Origin of the sequence: Pseudomonas sp. MAG733B (assembly GCF_036884845.1) — a bacterium.
Lineage (GTDB): Bacteria > Pseudomonadota > Gammaproteobacteria > Pseudomonadales > Pseudomonadaceae > Aquipseudomonas.
Window position 1 is genome coordinate 4,683,679 of the sequence record NZ_CP145732.1, and the last position, 24,166, is coordinate 4,707,844.

The 24,166-nt window shown below is 59.4% G+C and carries 19 protein-coding genes; 15 read left to right on the top strand and 4 right to left on the bottom strand.

Annotated features, from left to right (window positions below):
• Window positions 1-760: 760 nt before the first annotated feature.
• Entirely contained in the window at window positions 761-1,090 is a 330-nt protein-coding gene (locus V6Z53_RS21415) for a hypothetical protein (protein WP_338581616.1), read from the bottom strand.
• Window positions 1,091-1,274: 184 nt separating this feature from the next.
• On the opposite strand from V6Z53_RS21415, the gene potE reads away from it, so the two are divergent.
• The 5 genes from potE (at window position 1,275) to V6Z53_RS21440 (ending at window position 6,536) form a co-directional block, all read left to right on the top strand.
• A complete protein-coding gene (potE, locus tag V6Z53_RS21420) occupies window positions 1,275-2,684 on the top strand; it encodes a putrescine-ornithine antiporter (RefSeq protein WP_338581617.1) in 1,410 nt (469 codons plus the stop codon).
• Window positions 2,681-4,966: an Orn/Lys/Arg decarboxylase N-terminal domain-containing protein gene (locus tag V6Z53_RS21425; RefSeq protein WP_338581618.1), complete on the top strand. Its 2,286-nt coding sequence runs from the start codon at window positions 2,681-2,683 to the stop codon at window positions 4,964-4,966. Before potE ends, V6Z53_RS21425 begins: the two co-directional genes overlap by 4 nt.
• Before the next feature lie 172 nt (window positions 4,967-5,138).
• A complete protein-coding gene (locus V6Z53_RS21430) occupies window positions 5,139-5,540 on the top strand; it encodes a hypothetical protein (protein ID WP_338581619.1) in 402 nt (133 codons plus the stop codon).
• On the top strand, window positions 5,540-6,079 hold the full coding sequence (locus V6Z53_RS21435; protein WP_338581620.1) for an HD domain-containing protein: 540 nt from the start codon (window positions 5,540-5,542) through the stop codon (window positions 6,077-6,079). The genes V6Z53_RS21430 and V6Z53_RS21435 overlap by 1 nt, the downstream gene beginning before the upstream one ends.
• A 178-nt stretch (window positions 6,080-6,257) precedes the next feature.
• Window positions 6,258-6,536 (top strand): DUF3303 family protein, encoded by a 279-nt coding sequence (locus V6Z53_RS21440; RefSeq protein WP_338581621.1) that lies wholly within the window; start codon window positions 6,258-6,260, stop codon window positions 6,534-6,536.
• Between the two features lie 44 nt (window positions 6,537-6,580).
• Here V6Z53_RS21440 and V6Z53_RS21445 read toward each other — a convergent pair whose 3' ends face one another.
• Window positions 6,581-7,636 (bottom strand): hypothetical protein, encoded by a 1,056-nt coding sequence (locus V6Z53_RS21445; protein ID WP_338581622.1) that lies wholly within the window; start codon window positions 7,634-7,636, stop codon window positions 6,581-6,583.
• A 177-nt stretch (window positions 7,637-7,813) separates the two neighbouring features.
• Between V6Z53_RS21445 and V6Z53_RS21450 the strand changes: the two genes are divergently transcribed.
• The 6 genes from V6Z53_RS21450 (at window position 7,814) to V6Z53_RS21475 (ending at window position 15,442) form a co-directional block, all read left to right on the top strand.
• Entirely contained in the window at window positions 7,814-8,338 is a 525-nt protein-coding gene (locus V6Z53_RS21450) for an RNA polymerase sigma factor (RefSeq protein ID WP_338581623.1), read from the top strand.
• Window positions 8,335-9,171: a FecR domain-containing protein gene (locus V6Z53_RS21455; protein ID WP_338581624.1), complete on the top strand. Its 837-nt coding sequence runs from the start codon at window positions 8,335-8,337 to the stop codon at window positions 9,169-9,171. The genes V6Z53_RS21450 and V6Z53_RS21455 overlap by 4 nt, the downstream gene beginning before the upstream one ends.
• A gap of 77 nt (window positions 9,172-9,248) precedes the next feature.
• Window positions 9,249-11,588, top strand: coding sequence for a TonB-dependent siderophore receptor (locus tag V6Z53_RS21460; RefSeq protein ID WP_338581625.1), 2,340 nt, complete (start codon window positions 9,249-9,251; stop codon window positions 11,586-11,588).
• A 183-nt stretch (window positions 11,589-11,771) separates the two neighbouring features.
• The gene (locus V6Z53_RS21465; RefSeq protein ID WP_338581626.1) at window positions 11,772-13,385 is read left to right on the top strand and encodes an arylsulfatase; all 1,614 of its coding nucleotides are present in this window, start codon (window positions 11,772-11,774) and stop codon (window positions 13,383-13,385) included.
• Window positions 13,386-13,453: 68 nt separating this feature from the next.
• Window positions 13,454-14,722, top strand: coding sequence for an outer membrane protein transport protein (locus V6Z53_RS21470; protein ID WP_338581627.1), 1,269 nt, complete (start codon window positions 13,454-13,456; stop codon window positions 14,720-14,722).
• 45 nt (window positions 14,723-14,767) lie between these two features.
• Window positions 14,768-15,442: a DUF3313 domain-containing protein gene (locus tag V6Z53_RS21475; protein WP_338581628.1), complete on the top strand. Its 675-nt coding sequence runs from the start codon at window positions 14,768-14,770 to the stop codon at window positions 15,440-15,442.
• A 90-nt stretch (window positions 15,443-15,532) separates the two neighbouring features.
• On the opposite strand, the gene ligD is transcribed toward V6Z53_RS21475, so the two are convergent.
• A complete protein-coding gene (ligD, locus tag V6Z53_RS21480; protein ID WP_338581629.1) occupies window positions 15,533-18,115 on the bottom strand; it encodes a DNA ligase D in 2,583 nt (860 codons plus the stop codon).
• A gap of 185 nt (window positions 18,116-18,300) precedes the next feature.
• On the opposite strand from ligD, the gene V6Z53_RS21485 reads away from it, so the two are divergent.
• Window positions 18,301-18,750, top strand: a complete 450-nt coding sequence (locus V6Z53_RS21485; protein ID WP_338581630.1) for a cupin domain-containing protein — start codon at window positions 18,301-18,303, stop codon at window positions 18,748-18,750.
• A gap of 145 nt (window positions 18,751-18,895) precedes the next feature.
• Here V6Z53_RS21485 and V6Z53_RS21490 read toward each other — a convergent pair whose 3' ends face one another.
• Complete coding sequence (locus tag V6Z53_RS21490; RefSeq protein WP_338581631.1) at window positions 18,896-19,633, bottom strand: tellurite resistance TerB family protein; 738 nt, start codon at window positions 19,631-19,633, stop codon at window positions 18,896-18,898.
• A gap of 253 nt (window positions 19,634-19,886) precedes the next feature.
• Here V6Z53_RS21490 and V6Z53_RS21495 point away from each other — a divergent pair, with 253 nt between their 5' ends.
• The 3 genes from V6Z53_RS21495 to V6Z53_RS21505 are packed head-to-tail and all read left to right on the top strand — an operon-like array spanning window position 19,887 to window position 23,935.
• On the top strand, window positions 19,887-21,602 hold the full coding sequence (locus V6Z53_RS21495) for a peptidoglycan-binding domain-containing protein (RefSeq protein WP_338581632.1): 1,716 nt from the start codon (window positions 19,887-19,889) through the stop codon (window positions 21,600-21,602).
• Window positions 21,599-22,900 carry a peptidoglycan-binding domain-containing protein gene (locus V6Z53_RS21500; RefSeq protein ID WP_338581633.1) on the top strand — a complete coding sequence of 434 codons (1,302 nt, stop codon included), beginning with the start codon at window positions 21,599-21,601 and terminating at the stop codon, window positions 22,898-22,900. Before V6Z53_RS21495 ends, V6Z53_RS21500 begins: the two co-directional genes overlap by 4 nt.
• 15 nt (window positions 22,901-22,915) lie before the next feature.
• Window positions 22,916-23,935 carry a hypothetical protein gene (locus tag V6Z53_RS21505; RefSeq protein ID WP_338581634.1) on the top strand — a complete coding sequence of 340 codons (1,020 nt, stop codon included), beginning with the start codon at window positions 22,916-22,918 and terminating at the stop codon, window positions 23,933-23,935.
• Window positions 23,936-24,166: the final 231 nt, after the last annotated feature.

Consider the following 24,166-nt stretch of genomic DNA (forward strand, 5'->3'; position numbering starts at 1 on the left):
GGATTTCACGTATTCGCCAAATTGCCTGTGGGAGTGAGCCTGCTCGCGATGGCTTTGTGGCAGGCACCGGGATTTTAATCGAGTACATATCCGTTGCTGCGGTAACGGCGGCTTATGGTTTCGCTCTTACAGCGACTCACTTTTTCAAACGCCAAAAAGTAAGCAAAAGGCTTTGCCCCGGCGTACGGCACCTCGCTGGGGCTCGGTGTTCCCTCGCTACGGTGCCCATCAGGGGGCATCGCCTACGGTCTGCTTCGCGACGACCTCCTCTCGATGTGTGCGGCTTCGCCGCACGGCGCTACGCGCCTAACCCCCTGATGAACACCTACGCTCGGCCTGCCGAAGGGGCAAAAGATCAAAAGCCAAAGCCAAAGCAAAAGCAAGGCGGCCTACCGGCCGGCCTGTTTGTTTGGTTCGTGCGCGTTTCTCTGTAGGAGCTGTCGAGTGCAACGAGGCTGCGATCTTTTGATTTTGTTTTTTACAAGCGAGATCAAAAGATCGCAGCCTTCGGCAGCTCCTACATTGGGCGCTGTATAGCCACGACATCAGGTCGGCTGGCAGGCCGCCATCGCCAGCAGGCTGGCTCCCACAGGAGATCGGCGTACAAGCCAACCGGAGGCGATGCCCCGGATGAATGCCGGAGCGAGGGGCCAGACGCTCGGGGCGAGCGTTTTTTTTTTACTTTTTAGCTGGGGGCGAAACCGCCAGCAGCCATTACCGAAGAAACGGATATTCGCACCAACCAAAAAAGCCTCCACCATCACTTACGCGCCAACTTATACCTCACACAATCATCATAAAAACTCTGCCGCAATGCGGCCGGCTTCATCTTCGTCGGACTGTCATAAGTTTGCTCGGTAATCCCCATCGCCATCATCCTCATCCACGATTTGGCGAACTTGTAAGACTGGATTTTCTGCCGCGCCGCATACAGCGAAACCCCGGACAACTTGAGTTCCTGCGCTCTGGCCGCCGTCCCCGCCCCCCAGCTGCACATATAAGTATCACCGGGCTTCAGTTCCCTGGCCTGGGCAGAAACTGCACAGCCTGCAACGCTGAACGAGATCAGCGCGATCCACACATTGCGCATGTAAATGCCACCATAACCGCCTGAAATTCCAGCGATTCTGGCGACAATCGAAAGTCTTGGGGGCCAGCATAACGCCTTACCCTCAACAGCTGATCTGTGTCAGTAAACGAAAGTCATTTTCTTGCGACATTTCAATCCTTTGCTATAGCTATCAGTCTCTTCTGCCAACTAATGGGGCAACGGAATGTCAGTCGCAAAGAAAATGAGTGTGGGGCAACTGACAATGTTGACCGCCGTCAACATGTTGGGCTCAGGCATTGTGCTACTACCGACAAAACTCGCGGAAGTCGGCGCAATTTCGATTCTCTCCTGGCTGGTAACGGCCACAGGTTCACTCGCACTGGCCTATGCCTTTGCGCGTTGCGGGATGCTCAGTCGAAAAACCGGCGGCATGGGCGGCTACGCTGAGTACACCTTCGGCAAGGCCGGCAACTACATCACCAACTACACCTACGGCCTGTCGCTGCTGATTGCCAACGTGGCGATCAGTATTACCGCGGTCGGCTACATCCAGGTGCTGTTCAACGTTCAGCTCGGTTCACTGCAAGTGGGCCTGGCGACCATCGCGCTGTTGTGGATCACCACCTTCGCCAACTTCGGCGGTGCGCGGATCACCGGACGGATCGGCGCCATCACGGTCTGGGGTGTGATCGCTCCGGTGGTGCTGGTGTCGACCGTCGGCTGGTTCTGGTTTGACAGCAGCGTTTACGCCGCTGGCTGGAACCCCCACGACAAGTCCTGGTTCGAAGCGGCGGGTGCCTCGGTGGCGATTACCCTGTGGGCGTTCCTCGGTCTGGAGTCGGCTTGCGCCAACACTGACGCCGTGGAAAACCCCGAGAAGAACGTGCCGATTGCGGTCCTTGGCGGCACTCTGGGAGCGGCGGTGATCTACATCGTCTCCACCAACGTCATCTTCGGTATCGTCGGCAACGCTGAACTGGTCTCCTCCACCGCGCCATTCGGTCTGGTGTTCGCCCATATGTTCACCCCATTGATCGGCGACATCGTGATGGCGGCGATGGTCCTCGCCTGCATCGGCTCGTTGCTCGGTTGGCAGTTCACCATCGCGCAGGTGTACAAAAGTTCGGCCGACACCGGTTACTTCCTGTCGATCTTCGCCAAGGCCAACAAGGCGGGAACGCCGATTGTCGGCATGCTGGTGCTGCTGGCGGCGCAGACTGCGCTGGCCCTGCTCACCATCAGCCCTAACCTGAGCAAACAGTTCGATACCCTGGTCAACCTCGCGGTGGTCACCAACCTGGTGCCGTACATCCTGTCGATGGCCGCGTTGATGACCATGCAAAAAGTCTCCAACGTACCGCCTGGAAAGGCTCTGGCGACCAACATCATCGCCTGGGTCGCGGCGGCCTACAGCTATCTGGCGCTTTACAGTTCGGGCGAGCAGGCGCTGATGCTCGGCGGCGTCGCCACCATCTTCGGCTACACGCTGTTCGGTTTCGTCAACAACCGCCTGATCCGTCTCGAAGCGCTCAACAACAGCGTACCGACCCAGACCGTCAGCGCGCAGCACCTCAGCGCCGAACCCGTACCGGTCAATAACCTGAAATCTGTCGCACTGGAGACTCAATCATGACGGAATATAGACACTCCCTCGGGATGCTGACGCTGCTGGTCAGCAGCCCGCCGGACAAACGCACCGTCTTCGGTCGCGCCCTGCAACAGCTGGTCAACGACGTGGAAGAGCGCGCCGTTCACGTGCTGGCGTCTGAATCCCTGAGCGACGCCACCTCCATCCTGCGCTCGGACCCGGCCATTCAATGTGTGCTGCTCAGTTGGGAGATGGATAAAAGCGAGGGCCATGACGAGTGCATCAAACTGCTGATCAGCCTGCGCGAGCGCAATACCCGCGTGCCAGTGTTCCTGATCAGCGACCGCAGCACTGCGTCGAGCATTCCGCTGGTGGTCATGCAACACGCCGACGACTTCATCTGGCTGCCCGAGGACACCAGCCGCTTCCTCAGCGGCCGTATCCTGGCAGCCATCGAGCGCTATCGTCAGGCTGCCCTGCCGCCGATGTTCGGGGCGCTGGTGAAGTTTGCCCGGTCGTATGAATATTCCTGGCACACGCCGGGGCATGCCGGTGGCACCGCGTTTCTGAAAAGCACCGCGGGCCGCGCGTTCTACGAGTTCTTCGGGGAAAACCTGCTGCGTTCCGACCTGTCGATTTCCGTCGGCGAACTCGGTTCGCTGCTCGATCACAGCGGCCCTATCGGCCAGGGCGAGCGTTATGCCGCCAAGGTCTTCGGCGCCCACCGCACTTACTACGTGACCAACGGTTCGTCGATGTCCAACCGCGTGATCCTCATGGCCAGCGTCACGCGCAACCAGATCGCCCTGTGCGACCGTAACTGCCACAAGTCTGCCGAACACGCGATGACCCTGTCCGGGGCACTGCCGACCTATCTGGTGCCGACCCGCAACCGCTACGGCATCATCGGCCCGATTCTCCCGCAAACCTTGAGCGCCGAAGGCGTGAAAGCGGCCATCGCCAACAACCCGATGGTCAAGGACGGCATCGATCCGACGCCGGTTCACGCGATCATCACCAACTCCACCTACGACGGCCTGACCTACAACGTCACCCGCGTCGAAGAACTGCTGGGCCAGAGCGTCGACCGTCTGCATTTCGACGAAGCCTGGTACGGTTACGCGCGCTTCAACCCGCTGTACCGCGACCGCCATGCCATGCACGGCAGCCCGGACGATCACGATGCGTCGAAGCCGACCGTATTCGCCACGCAATCAACCCACAAACTGCTGGCGGCGCTGTCCCAGGCCTCGATGATTCACGTGCGCAACGGCCGCAACCCGATCGAACACGGGCGCTTCAACGAGTCGTACATGATGCACGCCTCGACCTCGCCCAACTACGCGATCATGGCGTCTTGCGACGTCAGCTCGGCGATGATGGAAGCGCCCAGCGGGCAGATCCTCACCAGCGAATCCATCGAAGAAGCGGTGTCTTTCCGTCAGGTCATCTCGCGCATGCACAACGAGATGCTGAGCAAGAACGACTGGTTCTTCACCTGCTGGCAACCGCCGACCGTGCAAGTCGGCAATGCCACGGTGCCGTTCCACGAAGTCGACCCGGTGCTGCTGAAAACCGAGCCGAACTGCTGGGTCCTGCACCCCAACGAGGTGTGGCACGGTTTCGGCGACATCGAGGAAGGCTACTGTATGCTGGACCCGATCAAGGTCTCGGTGCTCAGCCCCGGCATGGGCGACGACGGCAACCTGCTTCCGACCGGTATCCCGGCCTGCGTGCTGACCGCGTACCTCGGACGCCAAGGCATCGTTGTCGAGAAAACCACGGACTTCACCATCCTGTTCCTGTTCTCCATCGGCATCACCAAAGGCAAATGGGGCACGCTGGTCAACGCCCTCCTCGACTTCAAGCGCGACTACGACGACAACGTCGAACTGGAGCTGTGCCTGCCGGACCTGCTGGCCGGGAACCAGACCCGTTACGCGGGTATGGGTCTCAAGGACCTGGCCGACGAAATCTTCGCCGCCATGAAGAAACACAAAACCACCTCGGCCATGTCCAATGCGTTCGGTACGTTGCCGCAAGCGGTCTTCAGCCCGGTGGAAGCCTACGAAAAACTGGTGCGCAACGACATCGAACTGGTGACCCTGGAACAAGCTGCCGGGCGCATCGCCGCCACCGGTATCGTGCCGTATCCACCGGGTATTCCATTGCTGATGCCGGGCGAAAATGCCGGTCCGGCGGACGGCCCGCTATTGGCCTATCTCAAGGCGCTGGAAGCCTTCGACAAATCCTTCCCCGGTTTCACCCATGACACTCACGGGATCGAAGCCGAGAATGGGGTTTATCGAATGTTGGTGTTGAAGTAACCAAACCAATGTGGGAGCTAGCTAGCCTGCTAGCGATGGAGTATCAGTCAACATCAATGTGGCTGACCCACCATCGCCAGCAGGCTGGCTCCCACATGGGATCCCCTGCAAATGCTCCATCAGTCCAATCCCTATGGGCAAACTCAATCACAGCACTCTATGATTGAACCCCATGACCACCTCTGCTCCGATTCGCCAACCCTGCCCACCCGGTGCCTGCGATTGCGGGCGTGACCCGTTGCTGGAAACGCCGGGGGCCGACGTACGCATCCTGTTTCTGACCCGCGCGGAAGAAAAACGCCTGATCGAACGTCTGGAAAATTTGTCGAGCCTCCAGGACCTGGAGCACCTGAAACGGCGCATGTTCGAGCAACTGGGCATCCGCGTCGACATCGTCCCCAGCTTCAACGAAGTGCGCACCATGCGCGGCATCGGCATCCACGTCGGCGAACTGCCGGGGCTGTGCCGCAAGACTCGCGCATCGATCCCCACAGCGATCCGCCGCGCCCTGGAAAAGCGCCCCGAAATCGCTTACGAACTCCTCAACGCCAATGACCTGTTGCGGGATGCGTGATGAACCTTGCGCTCGAATTCCCCGTCACCGACGAGATACTCACCTCGTTCGCGCTGGTAATCGGCACGGACCTGCAGGGCTATCGCAATCACATCTATCGCGTGCTGAATTTCTATCGCGCGCTCAACGACATTCAAGGCCTGCCGTCAGAGGCGGTGCAGATCGCCGCAGGGTTCCACGACCTGGGCATCTGGACCGACAACACCCTGGACTATCTACCGCCTTCGGTGGCCCTGGCCGTTGATTATCTGGAAACCCGACAACGCCCTGAACTGATCGATGAAGTCAGTGCGCTGATCCTGGAGCACCACAAAGTACGTCCTTATCGCTTCGCAAACGCCACGACTGTCGAGGCATTCCGGCGGGCCGACCTGATTGATGTGTCGCTTGGACTGGTGCGTTTCGGCCTGCCTCGGGCATACATCAAGACGGTGCAGTCGACGTTTCCCGATCATGGCTTCCACGGGATGTTGATGAGGCAGTCTGTACGGCAGTTCCTCCGCTCGCCATTGCGTCCGTTGCCTATGTTTCGCTGGTGAAACAACCTCCTGAAAAGACTGAAAAAACAGGATCAGCGGTCGTACGTGAAGTACGTGGCAATGCTATGCCTTCTGCAGGACGAAATCGTTTCGAGGCAATAGCAAACGTGACCGTGGTCCCGGCGCCAACCCGGTACGAAATGACAGACGGGTGCCAATCCCTGGAAGGAGGTGGCCAATGTTATTCATCGTCAGCTGGACGATCAGTTCGGCGAATCGCAACAATGCGATCGAGCGTTTTCTCAAGACCGGTGGCGCCCCGCCGGAAGGCGTCAAGATGCTTGGCCGCTGGCACGCCGTCGGTGGCGCAGCCGGTTTTGGTATTGCCGAAGCCAGTGACCCGGTACCGATTCAGAAGTGGGTACTGCAATGGAGCGACCTCATGAACATGGAAGTCCAGGCCGCGTTGACCGACGAGCAAATCGCGCCACTGCTGGCAGCCGCTGCCGGCGGATAACCGCTATTGAGGCGGCGAGCGTAGTTCACCGCCTCATGTTTTCTTCAGATGTTTCTCCAGCAATCGGAATAACGCGCGCACACGCCATACTGTTGATCCATCTGCGCCATCCGCTCCAGGTGGCGGCCGACGGTTTCAAACGTCACGCGATTGCTGATCTGGAAGTAGTAGATCGCCATCGCCTTGTACTCCGCGAACGCCGCCGCATTGGCAGGCTTGGCCGATTTGTCTTCCGGCAGCGCCCACTGCTCCAGTTGCTTATCGTCAAGTCGTTGCAGGCGCACACGGTATTCCTCGGTGTAACGCTTGAGCGTCTCGCCCTTGTTTGCCGCCATGTCTTCTTCGAACGCGATCAGGTTCTGGCGATACAGCGTCCAGTAGTCGTCCGGCAGCGCAAAACCGAGCTTGGCCTTGCGCTCCGTGATCAATTTGTCGAGGTTGTCCGGCGCCGAAATGCTCGGCTTGGCCGGATCGGGCTTCATCGATGCAATCACGGAACTGCCAATGATTTGATCGATCAAGGTCACGCGATGCGGCGTATCCGGTAATGTCGGCGGCACTTTCGGGAAGAACGCGTTGCGTCCTTCACAGGCTGCAACGCCTTTGCGGTCGAGCAACATCGGCATGCGCACATCCTTGCCATCGATACGCTGCACACGCTGCAGCGTAGTCAGGCAATAGCCGCGCCCGGCCTTCAGGGTCACCTCGTACTCCGCTCCCCGTTGAGGCCTTAGGTTGAAACCGCTGCCGCACACTGAGTAGCCACCCGCCTGGGCGAGCAGGTAAGCATCTTGGTCGGGCTTGAGTTTGATCTCCAGGTAATCCTTGGCGTCGGCCGGTGGCGCAACGCTCATGCCGACCCGGCGCTGGCTATCACTGGTGAACATGTTGTTGAGCGCGCCAGTGGTCTGGCCGTCACAATGCGCGGCATCGAAGTAGGAGAACGTCGAGTTCTGCATGCTGGTGACGAAGCGCAGCTTGGCGGCATCCGGCTCGGTGGCATCGGGATAAGTGCCGTTGACGACACAGCCGCCGAGCAAAACGGAGAACAGCGCTACCGTGGCAACGGCGCGCGATGATTGAAAGTTAAGGGCCAACATGTTCGTCCTTGAGGGGGCGTGCGCAATGGAAAGCGCGGAAGGCTACTAAATAGCCACTACTGTGTCCATCAATGAAGAGACGCTCTCGCAATGCCGCTCAAACCACTTTGCCGAGGCTATGAATGAAAAGCTTTCTCATTTATATTTGCCGTCGTTCTGCCTCGTCTCGGGTCTGTCATGCCTTTCGATTCCACCAAACCTTCGCTGATCAGCACGCTGGTGCGTCATTACGACGAACTGGTCGACCGTGTTCGTCGGCGCTTCGGTGATCGTGGTTTTGCTCGCGAAGTGGTGCACGACGTCTGTGTGCAATTGCTGGAAAAACGCGAAAAGGAAGGCGTGCACACGCCGCTGGCGTTGCTGCACAAGATCTCCCACGATCAGGCAGTAAGTCGTTACCGCAGCGAACGGCGGCGTCAGGCCTGGGTCGTGGCCATGCCCGAGTTGCCCGAAGCGGCTTGCCAGGCGCCGTTACCCGCGCAGCAGTATGAGGCAGCCCGCGAGTTCGAGCGTCTGGCACAAGCCATTGCCGGGTTGCCGTCGCGTTGCCAGATAGTGTTCGTCATGCACAAAATCCATGAACTGCCCCAGGCTGAAGTGGCCGCGCGCATGGGTATTTCCTTGAAGACCGTGGAAAAACATCTGCGCCTGGGCCTGGCCGCCTGCCGCGCAGTGCTGGCTGAGACGGAGCGTGCCCAATGAGCCAGTCGCCCATCCCAACCCCATCGTCCCGCGAAGACGAAGCCCTGGCGCGCCATCGCGAGGAGCTGCGCAATCGCTTCCCGATGCCCACGCCAGCCCCGCGCAAACCGCGCAAGGCACTCGGCGCGACGGTCTTGCTGGTGCTGCTCGGCGCAGGGTTGGTGTGGCTCGATCCGGCCTACCAGAGCGAGCAGTTCCATACTGTGATCGGCGAGCGCCGGGTGGTGAAACTGGTCGACGGCAGCCGCATGACCCTGGACAGCGACAGCCGCGCCACGGTCGCCTGGCATCTGCGCTCACGGCGTGTGGAACTGCAAGCCGGGCAGGCGCTGTTCGATGTATCCAAAACGCTTTTGCGCCCTTTCCGCGTCGATGCCAGTGGCGCGCAGGTCAACGTGTTGGGCACGCTGTTCAGTGTCAGTCATCTTGAGGACGGGGTGCGGGTGACGCTGGTGCGCGGCGTCGTCAATGTGAACGACAGAACGGCAGCCAAACACAGTGTTCAACTCGTGCCGGGGCAGCAGGTGGATGTGCGACAGCACCTGTTGCAACAGCCGATCGCAGTCGACACCGACGCGGCGATTGCCTGGAAGGACAGTCGACTGATTTTCGAGCGCACACCGCTGGCCGAAGCCTTGGTGCAGATTCAGCGCTACCGCAAGCCGGCGATCATCCTTGATGACCCGAGCCTCGCCAGCCTGCCGATCAGCGGCGTGTTCGATAACCGCAACGTCGAGGACTTGCTCAAGCTGTTGCCGAGCATCCTGCCGGTCAGCCTCAACAGCGAATTCGATGGCACCCTTCACGTGCGGCGCAAGGCGACGAAAAAATAATTGCCGAGAGAGGTAGGGTTTTCTTGCGCTCGTGGCGGCTAGTCAGTACAGCCCCCACTTTCCAAGGAACACCGTCCATGAAACACCGCCGGCATTTGCCATTGTCCACCCTCGCCGCCAGCCTGCTGTTCGCCCTCGCGACACCGGCCCAGGCGCAGGAAAAGGTCGAACTCGACCTGCCAAGCACCAGCCTGGACAAGGCGCTCAATGCCCTGGCGCGGCAATCGTCGGTGCAGATCATCTTCGCCAGCGACATCACGACGGGTAAAACCACCAAGGCACTCAAGGGCAGCTACACGCCACAGCAAGCACTGTCGCAACTGCTCGACCACAGCGGCCTGCAATCACAGGTTCGCGACGACCACACGTTCATTATCGTTCCGGCGCAAACCCCGGCACCTGCCGCCGCCAAGCCTGCCGAACCCGAATACATCGCCCCGATGGTGATCCGTGGCGATGTGCTCGGTGGCGCGACTGATCCGGAAATTCTCACCTACGCCGGCAGTCGCTCGATGGTCAAGGAAGCCGACCTGCACAAGGCCAGCGTGCGTGGCGTCGACGATGCCTTGCAACGGGTGCCGAGCGTAAAAATCTTCGACGAAACCGGCACTGGCGCCCTGCCGCAGATTTCCGTGCGCGGACTGTATGAAAGCCGCAGCGGCCGGGTGCAAGCCTTGTCCGACGGCATTCCTCTTGCCCTCGCGCCGTATGGCCAGACCGGGTTATCGCTGTTCCCGGTGACCCTGGCAACCGTCGACCGGATCGATGTCGTGCGTGGTGGTGCCGCCGTGCAGTACGGCCCGAACAACGTCGGCGGCGTGATCAACTTCATCAGCAAGCCGATTCCCCGGGAATGGGAAACCACCCTGCAGGAACGCACCACGTTCAACGCTGGTGGCCACCAAATGTGGGACACCTACCTCGGCACCGGCGGCTACCTCACCGACAACTTCGGCCTGCAACTGGACCTCAACACCATCAATGGCGACACCGCCCGCGAGCATTCCGACAGCGACATCCAGAACTATCGCCTGCGCGGCCAATGGAACATCGACGATGACCGCGACCTGAGCTTCGGCGTGCAGCGCTATGTAGCCGACATGGACCTGGCCGGCGCCCTCAGCGTCAAGGATTACAAGGACGACCCGCGCCAGTCGACCCGCCCGCTGGACCGCTTCGAAGGTGACACCGACCGGGTTTGGGGCACCTACACCCAACAGCTCGGCGCGATGGGACCGTTCGATTCGGTGGAGTTCAGCTGGACCAACTTCGCCCACAACAGTTACCGCAACTTCGTCGTCGGCCTGCCCTTCACCCCCGACGGCGCGGCGGTGACCAAGCAGGATGGCCCGCGTGACTTCAAGGTCTGGGGCAGCGAACCGCGCCTGAGCATGAGCATCGACGGCGAACAACTCAGCCAGACGTGGTTGCTGGGCGCGCGTTACGTGCGCGAAGACATCGACTACAAGGTCAATCGCGAAAGCCTCGCCACGGGAAGAACCACGCCGTTTCGCGACTGGACCTTCGACGACGAAGCCAAGGCGTTCTACCTCAGCAACGCCATCGGCCTGCTCGACAATCGCCTGACGATCACGCCTGGCGTGCGCTACGAAAACGCAACGATGAACTACGACGACGGCATCACCGGCTTCAAGAATGAAAACAAATCCGAGGAATGGCTGCCAGGCCTGACCGTGGGTTACCAGGCCAGCGATGACTGGTTCGTCTACGCCAACGCGCAAAAATCCCTGCGCCCGCCGCAGGTCACGCAGATCGTCAAGGAAGGCGACGTTGGCGCCGAACTCGCCTGGAACTACGAAACCGGTGTGCGTTACACGCCGTGGCAAGGTCTGCGCGTGGACTTCGGTGTGTACCGCATCGATTTCAGCGATCAGATCGTCTACAACGCCACCACCGACCGCTTCGTCAACCTCGGCAGCACCCGCCATCAGGGGATCGAGACCGAAGTGTTCTGGACCCCGTCGGCGCTGCCCGATCTCGACCTGCACGCCAGCTACGCCTACCTCGATGCCAAACAGCGCAACGGCGCCTTCAAGGACAACGAAGTGCCGTACGCGTCGCGCAACCAGTTCAACATCGACGGCCGTTATCACTTTGCCGAACACTGGACGTATAGCCTCGACGGATTGTTCGTCAGCAGTGCCTATACCGACGCCGCCAATTCTGGCGACGAAGATGCCACCGCGTCCGTGGGCAAACTCCCGGCGTACTGGGTGTGGAACACCGCGATCGAGCGGGAATTCAAGTTGCAGGACCACAGCGTCCTGACCGCCTCGGCCGGGGTCAGCAACCTGTTCAACCGCAAGTATTACTTCCGCGGTATCGACACCAGCCCGTGGGGACGCCAACCGGCGCCAGAGCGTTCGCTGACGCTGGGCTTGAACTACCGATTCTGATCCGCGATGTACCGGGCTGGCACCTTTTCCCGGCGCCGGCCCCTGTGTAAGCGAGCTGAAACACAGGTTGCCAATAACTGGAAATTTCGCCATTCGAACCTACGCTCTTCGCGGGGGTTCCCAAAATCAATGGCGCTCGGGGGTTCGTCTCAGAGTACTAACGCTAGTACGCAGGAGCTCGACATGAACCGAACAATGTTATCGTCAATACTCGCTGTGCCCATACTGATGTCCGCAATCATGCTGCCCGGCATGAGCCATGCCGCCGACAAGGCACCCAACATCGTGGTGATCATGGGCGACGACATTGGCTGGTCCAATATCGGTGTCTACAACCAAGGCATGATGGCTGGCAGAACACCCAACCTCGATCAACTTGCCGCCGAAGGCATGCGCTTTACCGACTATTACGCCGAGGCCAGTTGCACCGCCGGGCGCGCCAATTTCATCACCGGTGAATTGCCGATCCGTACCGGCATGACAACAGTGGGCCAGGCCGGCTCTCCCATCGGCATTCCCGCGCAAGCCGTGACCATTGCCGCAGCCCTGAAATCCATGGGCTATTCCACAGGCCAGTTCGGCAAGAACCACTTGGGCGACCTCAATGAATTCCTGCCCACCGTGCACGGGTTCGACGAATTCTTCGGCTACCTCTATCACCTCGACGCCATGGAAGATCCGGCGCACCCCAATTACCCGCAAGCGCTGCTGGCGACCGTCGGCCCGCGCAACATGGTGCACAGTTGGGCAAGCAGCACTGACGATACGACCGTGATGCCGCGCTGGGGCAAAGTGGGCAAGCAGAAAATCGAAGACGCCGGCACGCTGTATCCGGAGCGGATGAAAACCGTCGACGACGAAATCCGTGACAAGGCCTTCAGCTTTATCGACAAGGCCAAACAGGACAACAAACCGTTCTTCGTCTGGCTCAACCCGACCCGCATGCACATCGTCACCCACCTTTCCGACAAGTACCAAGCGATGCGCAATGCGGAAAATGGCTGGTCGGAACAAGAGGCCGGCATGGCACAGATCGACGACATCGTCGGTGACGTCATGGCCAAGCTGAAAAAAGACGGCATGGATGACAACACCATCGTGATATTCACCACCGACAACGGGGCGGAAAACTTTACTTGGCCGGATGGCGGGCAAACACCGTTTGCCATGGGTAAAGGCACGGTGATGGAGGGTGGCTTCCGCGTTCCGGCGATCATTCGCTGGCCGGGCAAAGTACCGGCGAACCAGATCAACAACGGCATCATGTCCGGCCTGGACTGGTTCCCGACGCTGGTCGCGGCGGCTGGTAACCCGAACATCACCACAGAACTGCTAAAGGGCAAGCAACTGGGCGACACCACCTACAAAGTGCATCTCGATGGCTATGACCAGACGCCGATGATCACCGGCAAGGGCCCTTCCAATCGCCATGAAATCTTCTACTTCGGCGAGAGTTCGCTGGGTGCGGTACGGATCGACGACTACAAGTACCGCTTCATCGATCAGCCTGACGGCTGGCTGGGAGCCAAGGTCAGTATCGACGTGCCTGTGCTGACCAACTTGCGCCTGGACCCGTTCGAGCGTGCCGGCTGGCCGCAGCACCAGGCGGCCAATGGTTCGACGCAGTATTTCGACTGGTTCAAGTTCCAGTTCTGGCGTTTCGTATTCGTGCAACAACAAGTGGCCAAACTGGCCGAAACCGCGATTGAATTTCCGCCCATGCAAAAAGGTGCAAGCTTCAACCTCGACTCGGTCAAGGCCAAGATCGAGGCGGCCCGGGCGGCCATGGGCAAGTAAGCAGCCCGATCACGGGTGGCCGCGACTGGCCACCCTCAGGGAAAAAGGACATTTGCTGAGGTAACGCCATGCAGATCAAGACAACCGCCCTGCCCGCCCTTACGGTGCTTGCCCTGTGCTGCCAGCAAGCTCATGCCGGCGGCATCATGCTCTACGAAATCGGTACGGATAACGTCGGGCTCGCCAACGCCGGCGCCGCTGCCCGGGCACAAGGGCCCTCGACGATAGCGTCAAACCCGGCAGGCTTGAGCTATCTGCCGGGTACGCAGATCACCGGTGGTTTGCAGGTGCTGTACGGCAACCTCAAGTTCGATCGCGACGACAACACCAACGTGGCGGGCAGCGGCAGTGGCGGTGCCCTTGATCCAATGCCCGGCGGCAGTTTTTTCATCAGCCATGAACTGGACGATCACTGGAGCGTCGGCTTCGGCCAGTACGGCGATTTCGGCCTTGCCGTCAATTACGACAACGAATGGTCCGGCCGCTATTTCTCGCAAAACTCCAGCCTGCTCGGTCTGTCGTTGGTGCCCAGTGTCGCGTATCGCTTCAATGAGCAATGGTCGATCGGCGTCGGAGTAAAAGCCATGTACGGCATGCTGCAGGCCCAGACCGCGATCGATCGCTCGCCGTTCGGGTTCACCGAACGCGAGGACGGCCAGTTCAAATACAAGGACAAGGACTGGGGCTTCGGCGCCAATGTGGGGGTGATCTACGCGCCTCAACCGGGCACCCGCATCGGTCTGACCTACACCAGCAAGGTCGATCTGGAGTTCGAGGACGGCCTGGACATCAAGGGCAACGGGCCGTTGCTCAATCGCCTGGATGGCGCCAAGACCCAACTCGACATGACCGTGCCGCAAACCCTGACCCTGAGCCTGTTCCAGCAACTGGACCGGCAATGGGCCCTGCTCGCCTCTGTCAACTGGCAGGACTGGTCAGAGTTCGGCGAAATCGGTGCACAGGTCGACACCTCGGCCAACAATGCCGTGTCGACCGATGTCGATGCAGGCTTCAAGGACACCTGGCATTTGTCGCTCGGCGGGCAATATCAGGCCACCCCGCAACTGCTGTGGAACTTCGGCGTGGCTTACGACAGCAGCGCTGTTTCTGACAGCAAGCGCTCGGTGATTGTGCCCATGGCCGAGTCCTGGCGCATCGCGACGGGAGCCACCTATGCTCTGAACAGGGACACTGACGTCAACCTCAGTTGGGCCATGATCTGGATGGGTGACATGGAAGTGGACCAAAGCAAATCGTTGTCGGGCAATCGACTTTCCGGCCAGTTCGACAACGCCTGGATTCAAACAGTGACCGGAAACATGACTTGGCGTTTCTGATTATCTGACTACGCTTAAACGACTACTCAAGGAGCACACCGCACTATGAACCTGTCCCGAAACTTGCTCATCGGCGCCGCACTGACCGGGCTCCTGCTCGGGGGTTGCACCTCGAAAGTCACCGACAAGGAGCAGTACTCCGGCTACCTGTCCAACTACAACAACCTGCAAGAAGTCAGCACCCCAAGCGGCGGTACGGCGATGCGTTGGGTAAGCCCGTCATGGAACGCGAATGCCTATGACACCGTAGCGTTCACCCGACTCGAACTCTATCCGGCGCCCAAGCCCAATGAGCGAGTCAACCAGCAGACGCTCAACGACATCCAGAACTACATGACCAACAAGGCCAAGGCCACATTGGGCCAGAAATACCGGGTGGTCTCCAGCCCGAGCGCGGCACCGGCCGGGTCGAAAACCCTGGTCATGCGTGCAGCCATCACGGGCGTGAGCGCCTCGAACGAAGGTATGAAGTGGTATGAAGTGGTGCCCATCGCCGCTGTCGTCGGGGCGACCCAGGCAGCCACCGGGCACCGTGATCAGGACACCGAGCTGTTTATCGAAGCCGAGTTCATAGACGCAAAAAACAACCAGACCGTGGCCAAGGTTGTGCGCAAGGTGTTCGGCACGCAGCTTTCCAACGAAAGTCAGAAAATCACTGCACAGGACTTCAAAGCGGCGATCGACAAACTGGGTTCTGACTTCCAGGCGTTTCTCAAGTAAGGCAATTGCTCTTGTGTAGGAGCACGGCTTGCCGGCAATGGCGTCAGTGAGATCGCCATCGCCGGCAAGCCGTGCTCCTACAAGGACGCATCACGTCTTCTTCATCCCGACCCGCCGCCGCATCTCGGCAGTAATCGTCTGCCGGGTTTTCTTCAGATCCTCCCACGGCCCGTCGCCCACTTCGGCCAGGCGCTCATGCACGTTGTGTATGTTCCACTGATTGCCGCCCTTGAGTTCGGCCACCTCTTCACGGTAAATCGGCACCGACACCGGCAGCCCTTCGCGGGTGCGTGCGGCATAGGCGCAGATGGTGGTGGCGCCCAACCCGTTGCGCAGGTAATCGATGAAGATCCGCCCCACCCGGTTCTTCGGTCCCGACACCGCGGAAAAACGCTCCGGCAACAGCTTCGCCATGTGGCTGACAATGGCGTGGCTGAAGTCCTTGACTTCATCCCAGCCGAGCTTGCGGGTCAGCGGCACCACCAGGTGAATGCCCTTGCCGCCGCTGGTCTTGAGAAAGGCCTTGAGCCCCAGTTCATCGAGCACCGTCAGGGTCAACTGCGTGGCTTCGATCATGCGCTTCCACGGCAGCGCCGGGTCCGGGTCGAGGTCGAGGACAAAGCGGTCGGGCTTGTCGAGATTGTCCGAGGTGGCGTTCCACGTGTGCAGCTCCACGGTGCTCATCTGCACCGCGCCGACCAGTGCTTCGGCGTTGTTGATCACCATCATCGGCTGCCCCGTAAGCTTTTGGTCCAGCGTAGTGATGCCGGGGATGGCCAGGCGCTCGGCGTTTTTCTGGAAAAACAGTTCGCCGGCAATGCCGTCCGGCGCACGCACCAGCGCCACCGGGCGGTCCTTTAGCTGCGGCAGAATCCACTCGGCAACGCTGGCGTAGTACTCCGCCAGCTGTACTTTGGTGGTGCCGCTGGTGGCGTCGATGACCCGGTCCGGGTGAGTGATGCGCACCTTGCCCTGGTCCAGGCCGATCTGTGACGGGGCCGGTTCGGCTTTCTTTTTCGTGGCGGATGGCTTGGCGGTTGGCTTTTTCGCGGAGGTGGTTTTCATGTCGGTTGCACGCTCCTCGGTGATTTCTGTGGCGGGTTTGTCGTCACGCAGGCCATGGAACACCGCATGCCGCACCGAGCCGTCCTTGGTCATTTCGGCAAAAGCCACTTCCGCCAGCAGAGTCGGTTTGAGCCAATGCACGCCCCTGACTTCGGCACCACTGGGCGGATTGACCACGGCCGGTTTTTTCGTTTGCAAGGGCTTGAGTTGCGCATGGATGGTGCTCAACGTGGCCTCGGTGAAGCCGGTGCCGACCTTGCCGGCGTAGCGCAATTCGCCGCAATCGCGGTCATGCAGGCCCAGCAGCAACGCACCGAAAGCACTGCGCGAACCCTTGGGATCGGTGAAGCCGACAATCACGAATTCCTGGCGATGCTTGCACTTGAGCTTGATCCAGTCACTGCTACGCCGGGACACGTAAGGCGAACCGAGGCGCTTGCCGATCAGCCCTTCCATGCGCATCTGGCAGGCGCTGTTGAGCAAGGCTTCCGGGTCTTCGCCGAAGGCATCGGAAAAGCGCAGCAACGGGTCTTTTGTGGCTTTGAGTACTGTCGCCAACGCGGCGCGACGCTCCTCCACCGGCACCTCGCGCAGATCGACGCCATTGAGGTACGGCAAATCGAACAGGTAATAAACAATGTTGCCGCTGCGACCGGCTTCGAAAGCATTTTGCAGCGCCTGAAAATCCGGCACGCCCTCTTCGTCCGCCACCACCATTTCACCATCGAGCCACGCCGATTCCAGGCCCAGGCCGGCCAACGCCTTGGCCTGGCCGGGCAACTTGTGGGTCCAATCATGGCCGTTCCGCGTGAAGAGTTTGACCTCGTCATGGTCGATGCGCGCCATGATCCGATAGCCGTCGAACTTGACTTCGTAGCTCCACTGACCGCCGGGTGCCTTTTCCACCAGCGTCGCCAGTTCCGGTTTGATCTGATCCGGTAGTTTGGCCTTGCGCGCGCCAGTGAGGGGAGCAGACTTTTCCTTCTGCGGGGCCGCCGGTTTTTTGATGGCTTTGGGTTTGGCGGCCTTGGGTGATTTGGCGACGATGGTGCGCTCGCTGAGTACGCTGTCAGGCTCGGCGCTGACCACGTCGTAATCACTTTCCGGCCGCGCGGCGCCGTCCTGATGTTTGATCAGAAACCACTGTTCCTGCTTGCCCGGCATGTGGGTGCGCACCAGGTTCCACAGGCCTTCGAGCTTCTCGCCTTGCAGCTCGAACTTGAGCTTGCCCTTGGCATAGGCCTTGGCGGGATCCTCCTGGGGAATCCACACGCCACGGTCCCAGACAATCACATCGCCCGCACCGTAATGGCCTTCGGGGATGCTGCCTTCGAAGCTGGCGTAGTCCAGCGGATGATCTTCGACGTGCACCGCCAGGCGCTTGACCTTGGGGTCCAGCGATGGCCCCTTGGGCACCGCCCAGCTTTTGAGCGCGCCATCGAGTTCCAGGCGAAAGTCATAATGCAGGCGCGAGGCGTCGTGCTTCTGGATGCAGAACTGCAAGGCGTGATCCTTGGCGTTTTTTCTGCCCGTGCGTTTGACGGCAGCCGGTTCCGACGTCGCCGAAAAATCGCGCATGCGGTTGTAGTCATCGAGATTCTTGTTCATGGCTCACCTGCGGGTCGCTGCAGGGTGCTGAATCAGCACTTCCCTCCCTCAGCAGAGCGAGTCATCAGCCGAAAAATTCCATCGTCGTCAAAATTACCCGGACCAACGGCCCTGCATCACGGCGGTCGACCGCCGTTCAAGCGCATACAATCAGCGGGTGCTGCCTCATCCCCCGGAGAGCAATCATGCGCACGGTTCACGTCCTCCAAGCTCCACCGGCACCGGTCAACGTCGTTGGCGAAACGATCACGGTCCTTGCCGGCGGCGATATGAGCAAACCCTTCGAAATGCATATCCAGGAAGGCGTGCAAGGGGGCGGCCCGCCACCGCACTTTCACCCTTGGGACGAGGCGTTCTACGTAGTCGACGGCCAGGTCGAAGTGACCGTGGAAGGCAAATCCACCACCGTATCGACCGGGGGCTACGTGCATATCCCGGCTGGATCGATTCATGCCTACAAGAACATCAGCACCACCGCGAAGATGATCGGCGTGGTCTCCGATCCTCGCGGCGGGCAGTTTTTTACGGCGATGGATCAGTTCAAGGTGCCCGAAGACCTACCGCGAATCTTCGAAGTGGCCGAGCGTTTTGGTGTGACGTTTCTGGTGCCGAAACCGGACTCACCGGCAGGTTGACCGCGTCATCGTTCATCGCTGGCAAGCCAGCTCCCACAGGGATCGATGGTGGTAACAGATTTTGCGTACAACCTCGGTTACCTGTGGGAGCGGGCTTGCCCGCGATGGCGTCCTGGCAGCCGACCTTATCCTCACGGATACATAATCAAACAGCCCCGCCCTTGGCCTGCTGCTCCAGATGCACCTGCAAATCCGGATCAATACCCAGCGCCGCCGCCAATTCGTCCAGATAGCTGCGCTCGGCATCCTGTTGATCGTCCACCAGCATCACGCTGGCCAGGTACATTTCGGCAGCCATGCCGGGGTCAGTTGCCGACTGCGCCACATCGGCGGGGTCCAGTGGTTTGGCGACTTCATCATCCAGCCATTGCTGCAATTGCGGGTCATCGGTGTGCTTGCCGATTTCAGTGCTGATCATGTGTTTCTCTGCCTCATCGATCCGGCCATCGGCCTTGGCCGCCGCTATCAATGCACGCAGGATTGCATGGCTATGGTCCTCCAGTTCCGGCCCCGCCAAAAGATCAGCCGTGCGTGGGGTTTCCTGAGGCGCGGTGGCCTGACTGCGCTGCCACGCCTGATAAGCCTGAAACGCCATCATCCCCAGAGACGCGAGCGCGGCATAGTTGGTCCCGCCGCCGGAACGCGATTGCGGCGCACCGCCCATCGGTGAACCGCCACCGAGCAGGCCGCCAAGCAAGCCGCCCAGCCCGCCCATTCCACCGGCCCCGCCACTGCTGGCGGCGCCACCGCCATCGAGCAGGCCACCGAGCAAACCGCCCAGGTCACCGAGACCACCTTGAGCCGACGCCCCACCGCCGCCCTGTTGCGCCATCGAGCCCTGGCCGGCCCGCAGTAATTGTTCGAGCAGATCGCTGGTGTTCATGACGACGTCCTCATCGAAGGAACTGATCCGTCAGGCAACGATAGACCTCGCCGGCAATTGCGCCACCACCGTTTGGCTGATGTAAACGTGGATGGAAAGGCGCATTCTCGCCCCGGCCAACTGACATAGCTATCAATTAGCCACATAACCGACAAGCGGCAATGTGCTATCGCAAACATTCGCTATACCAAGCTAATCAGTATCAACTCAGCCAACGAACATGAGGCGCGCAAGCGTATCAGGAGTCGGCAGGATGCTACCCATTCGCTCCTTTATCGTTGGCTGCCCTTCGGCGCACCCTCAACCTGTCGAGCTTTCTTGTGCTCTGACTCAAATACCCCATATCAACCGGCAAACGGCGGTAACAACGGCGGTCGAAAAAATGCCGTGGCCATTCGATGGTCCCGCGTACCGTGTAGCTCGGCGGAAAATCCTGGCCAAATTCTTATTTTGCATCTTTTCGCTCCTTTGCGCTGCAGCCGTGCTCTCAGGCTGCGCATCCTTGATAAAACCCAACCTGGGACCGGATCCCGAGGTCGCCAAGACTTACGATAAGGCGCCGACCTTGCAGAATGCGATCGCTGTCGGTACCTCGATGCGTGAACGCTACAGCGCAAAAGTCGAAGACCAGATTGCCTGGGAACGGGGTCTCGGCATCGGACTGATCGGCGCGGCAACCATCGGTGCCGACCTCGCCATGCGTTCGGTGGGTAAAAGCGAAATACTCGGACTGGGACTTGCTGGCGCGGCGCTTTATGCGAGCAGCAACTGGTTGTTCAGCAAGCCACAACAACTGATCTATGCCGCAGGCGCGGGAGCCGTGCAGTGTGCACTCGATACGGTGTTGCCTTTACAGGGGCCGTACCAGCAACAAGGAGATCTGCAATCGAAAAGGGACCAGATCGCCAGAATGGTACTTGAGGTTAAACGCCTGAAGACCAACGTCGCTCCGGGCGCGCCCGGTCAACCACCCACCAGCCTGGTCCGGGCTGACGCGATGATCGCACGCGCCAATGCCGTCCTGACCGCCGCAGATCAAGCTTTGGCTGTGCTCAAGGGAGCCGCCGGAACATTGCGATCTTCATTGAGCGCAATTCAGATACAGGTGACCAATGCCTACATCACCAATGCCCCGAGCATGGAGGCGTTGGTTCGCTCCCTGGAAACTTTGATTCCGGCAGCACCGCCAAAGATCAACACAGGTTCGACAGCGGTCGCTTCAACAGTTGGGGTAATGAGATCAGCGGAAAATGAAGGGCCACTGGTTATAAAAACTGCCGAACTGGAGAACCTGATCATTGAAGTCTCGCTGATGATTGATGCTATCAACGCAAGCCCTGCACCGAACACGTTGAAACAATGCAATGTGGATCTCAAGCAGGCCGGTCTGTCGATGAGATTGACACCTTCCGAACTGTCCATGACACCTGACAGCAAGGGCACCGTAACTGCTTCTGCGTTTGTCTCCGGCAATGTACTGCCATATAGCTCAGATTGGATTGGCGTACGGCCGCCAAGCGAGCAACTCGACCAGAAAATCGGGCCAACCCCGAGAACCATCACGGTTACGGCAAGCCCCACAGCGAAAGCCGGGACCTACCAGATACTGGTCCTCGATGAAGCGAAAGCTCAAGAAACCATTCTTCGGGTAACGATCCTGGGCGAGTCCGCTTCTTTGCCGCAAAAACAGGTGACGCCTGTCACTGCGGTCGACCAGCGAGTGAAAAATCTCCAACAGGATTTGATTGATCTGGGTTACGGCACGGTTGAAGTCAAAGGAAAGAAAGTGACAGTGGCCGCTGACGGTCGTATGGGAAGCATCACGACTGAAGCGATGCGGCGGTTCTACATAAATAATGGAAGGGACGATGTTCAGGAAGACGCAATTCCCAAAGAAAGCAAAAAACTGTTCGACGACGTCGAGCAAATGATCAAAGACCTGAAAACGCGTAGAACGGTGGAAACATGAAAGCCCCCAGTTACGTGATACGCACATTTTTTGTGCTGCTCGCCGCTGCCGCACCGGCAGCAATACTGTTGTGCTACAGAGACTCCAGCGCGATGGCTGGATTCGACTGGCCGCGTTTGGTTGCCTGGATCACTTGCCTGGTCGCAATGCTCGTCTTGTTCATATTGGCCGGGCTGAAGATCCGAGGCCGAGTGCTAGGTGTACTGGTCGACGAACGCAATCGTTATTCGTTATCCCGCCTGCAGATCTCGCTATGGACGGTACTGGTGCTGGCAACCGTGTACGTGGCGTACCTTGCCAACATTGTCCGAGGGCCCGCCGACGATGCCCTGGACATTGATCTCGATTACAACTTGATTGCCTTGATGGGTTTCAGTCTTGCGAGTTTCGTGGCTGCACCGATGGCATTGAGCCGCAAAGCCGAAAAGCCCGGAGGTGAACAGGATCTCGCAACGAATGGCCAGCAATTGCTGGACGCTCAGAACCTTTCAACGCTGCCGTCAGCGACAGGTCAGGTACTGGTAAAAAACAACCCGAAAGATGCACGGCTTGCAGACCTGATCCGGGGTGAAGACGTCGCCAACGCAATGGTCGTTGATCTGCCTCGCTTGCAAATGCTGTTGATCACTGCCGTTATTGTCTTCGTGTATGGCGTCACGGTCGGACATAGCTTTGGAACCAGTACCTGGCTGCTGGACCATTTGCCAAAGCTGAACCAAACGTTGCTGCTACTGGCGCTGATCAGCCACAGCGGCTATGTCGTCGGAAAGTTGATCCCTACCAGCGCGACATCAACGTCCGTGTTGCCACAACAAACCGCTCGTGCGCTGACGGCAAGTCAGCGAGCAGCTTCACTGGCGGGTGACTTACAGGCACGACTCAATGCTTGCGCACCGGGTGATCCGCTGTACGACTGGCTTCGTCGAAGTCTTGCACTTACCCAAGTCACCTCTGCCGAAGCATCGGCGCTGATCGGCCAATTGGACGCACCTGACTTCAATCTCGATGCGATTTCCAGAGTCGAGGGTCGCATCGATGCGCTGCAAGCAAGCCTGAGCTCACTGCCCACCGGACCAGCAGCTCGCCAAATGCTCGATGCGCCCTCTGAAGAGACCGTGCGCAAAGTTCAGCAACGCCTGTACAACGTGGGTCATAACGAGGTGACGGTAAACGGCATTGCCGATGCGCCGACCGAACAGGCCATCCGTGCCGAACTCGTGAAGCAAGGTATCGCCCGCACAGATCTGCATCCACGCCCCTATCGTTATTTTGAAGAACTCGCCCACCTCATCAAATAAATCCCGGAGTTCGCCATGAGCCTGATGCTGCGGATCCACCAGGACCTTTACAAGGATGCGTTCGACTTCCTGTCCAGGGACCTGCCAACCATCAATCAACAAGCACCCAATGTCTGGGAGGCTTTCCTACAAAATTCGGGGCTCAAATCCGATGAGGCAGTGCAAGCCGTTACGATGAATGGGTTGGCACCGCTGATCTTCGTCGCCAACCTTGGACCGGCGGTGTTTGGCCAGTTTGATCCACAAATACCAGGTCGTATCGAAATCAGCAGCGAGGTGCTGGATCAGTTTGCGCGCAGCCCGTCAGATACGCTCGCACAGCAATTCTTGAGGGCAAAGGTGCTGCACGAACTCTGCCACTGGGCCTGCTTCAAAAAACAAATACCGGACAATGACCAATCTGGCGAATCCTTCGAACAAGCCGCGTTCGGCCGAGAACTGGTGCCCGACTGGACCATCGGCATTGCGGCCACCCACTCGGTGTTCAGCGACCCGCAAGAACGTGCTGACCTGCTGGTGTCGCTTCTCACGAAACGTACCTTTGCTCCGGGTAGAATCGAGGATCCTGACCACACAGTTTTCGGTGGGGCCAATGTCGCAGAAGCCATGGCGCGCGGTTTCAGGAACAACAATCCCGGCAACATCCGTGTCAGCCTGACGTCTATCTGGCGCGGCTTGGCAGACCCTGTCGACATGAAAGACTTTCAGCTTCGCGAGAAGAGTTTCTGCGTATTCCTTGAGCCCGAATGGGGGCTGCGAGCATTGGCGATCCTGCTGCGCAAATACAAGACCAAGTACGGGCTGGATACGCCGCGCAAAATTATTTCGCGTTGGGCACCCGCCAGCGACAACAATGATGTAGCCAGTTACGCTCAACAGTTCGCTAAAGCACTGGGTATTGGACCGGATGATTTCGTTGATGCAAACAGAGACGCTGATCTGGTCAAAATGATGCGCGCCATTGCTCGACACGAAAACGGTGATGCGCCACCGTATAGCGCTATGCAGTATCAAACGGCGCTCATACTTGTCTGACGAGGTGCGCAAGGCCGACAGCCCTGTTCCAATGAGCATGGCTGAACAAAAGAGGATGTCAGAAACAACGCGCCCCCGGATTTATCCAGATTTTTCTTACGGCCCAGCTAAGATTCATAGGTGGTGAACCTTATTCCCGGATACCCGGTCGATACCTGCAACCCGAACCGGTTTGCCGCCGCCCGCCAGATGAGGGCGATGACTGGCTTGCTTCACTTTCTGGAGAACGCC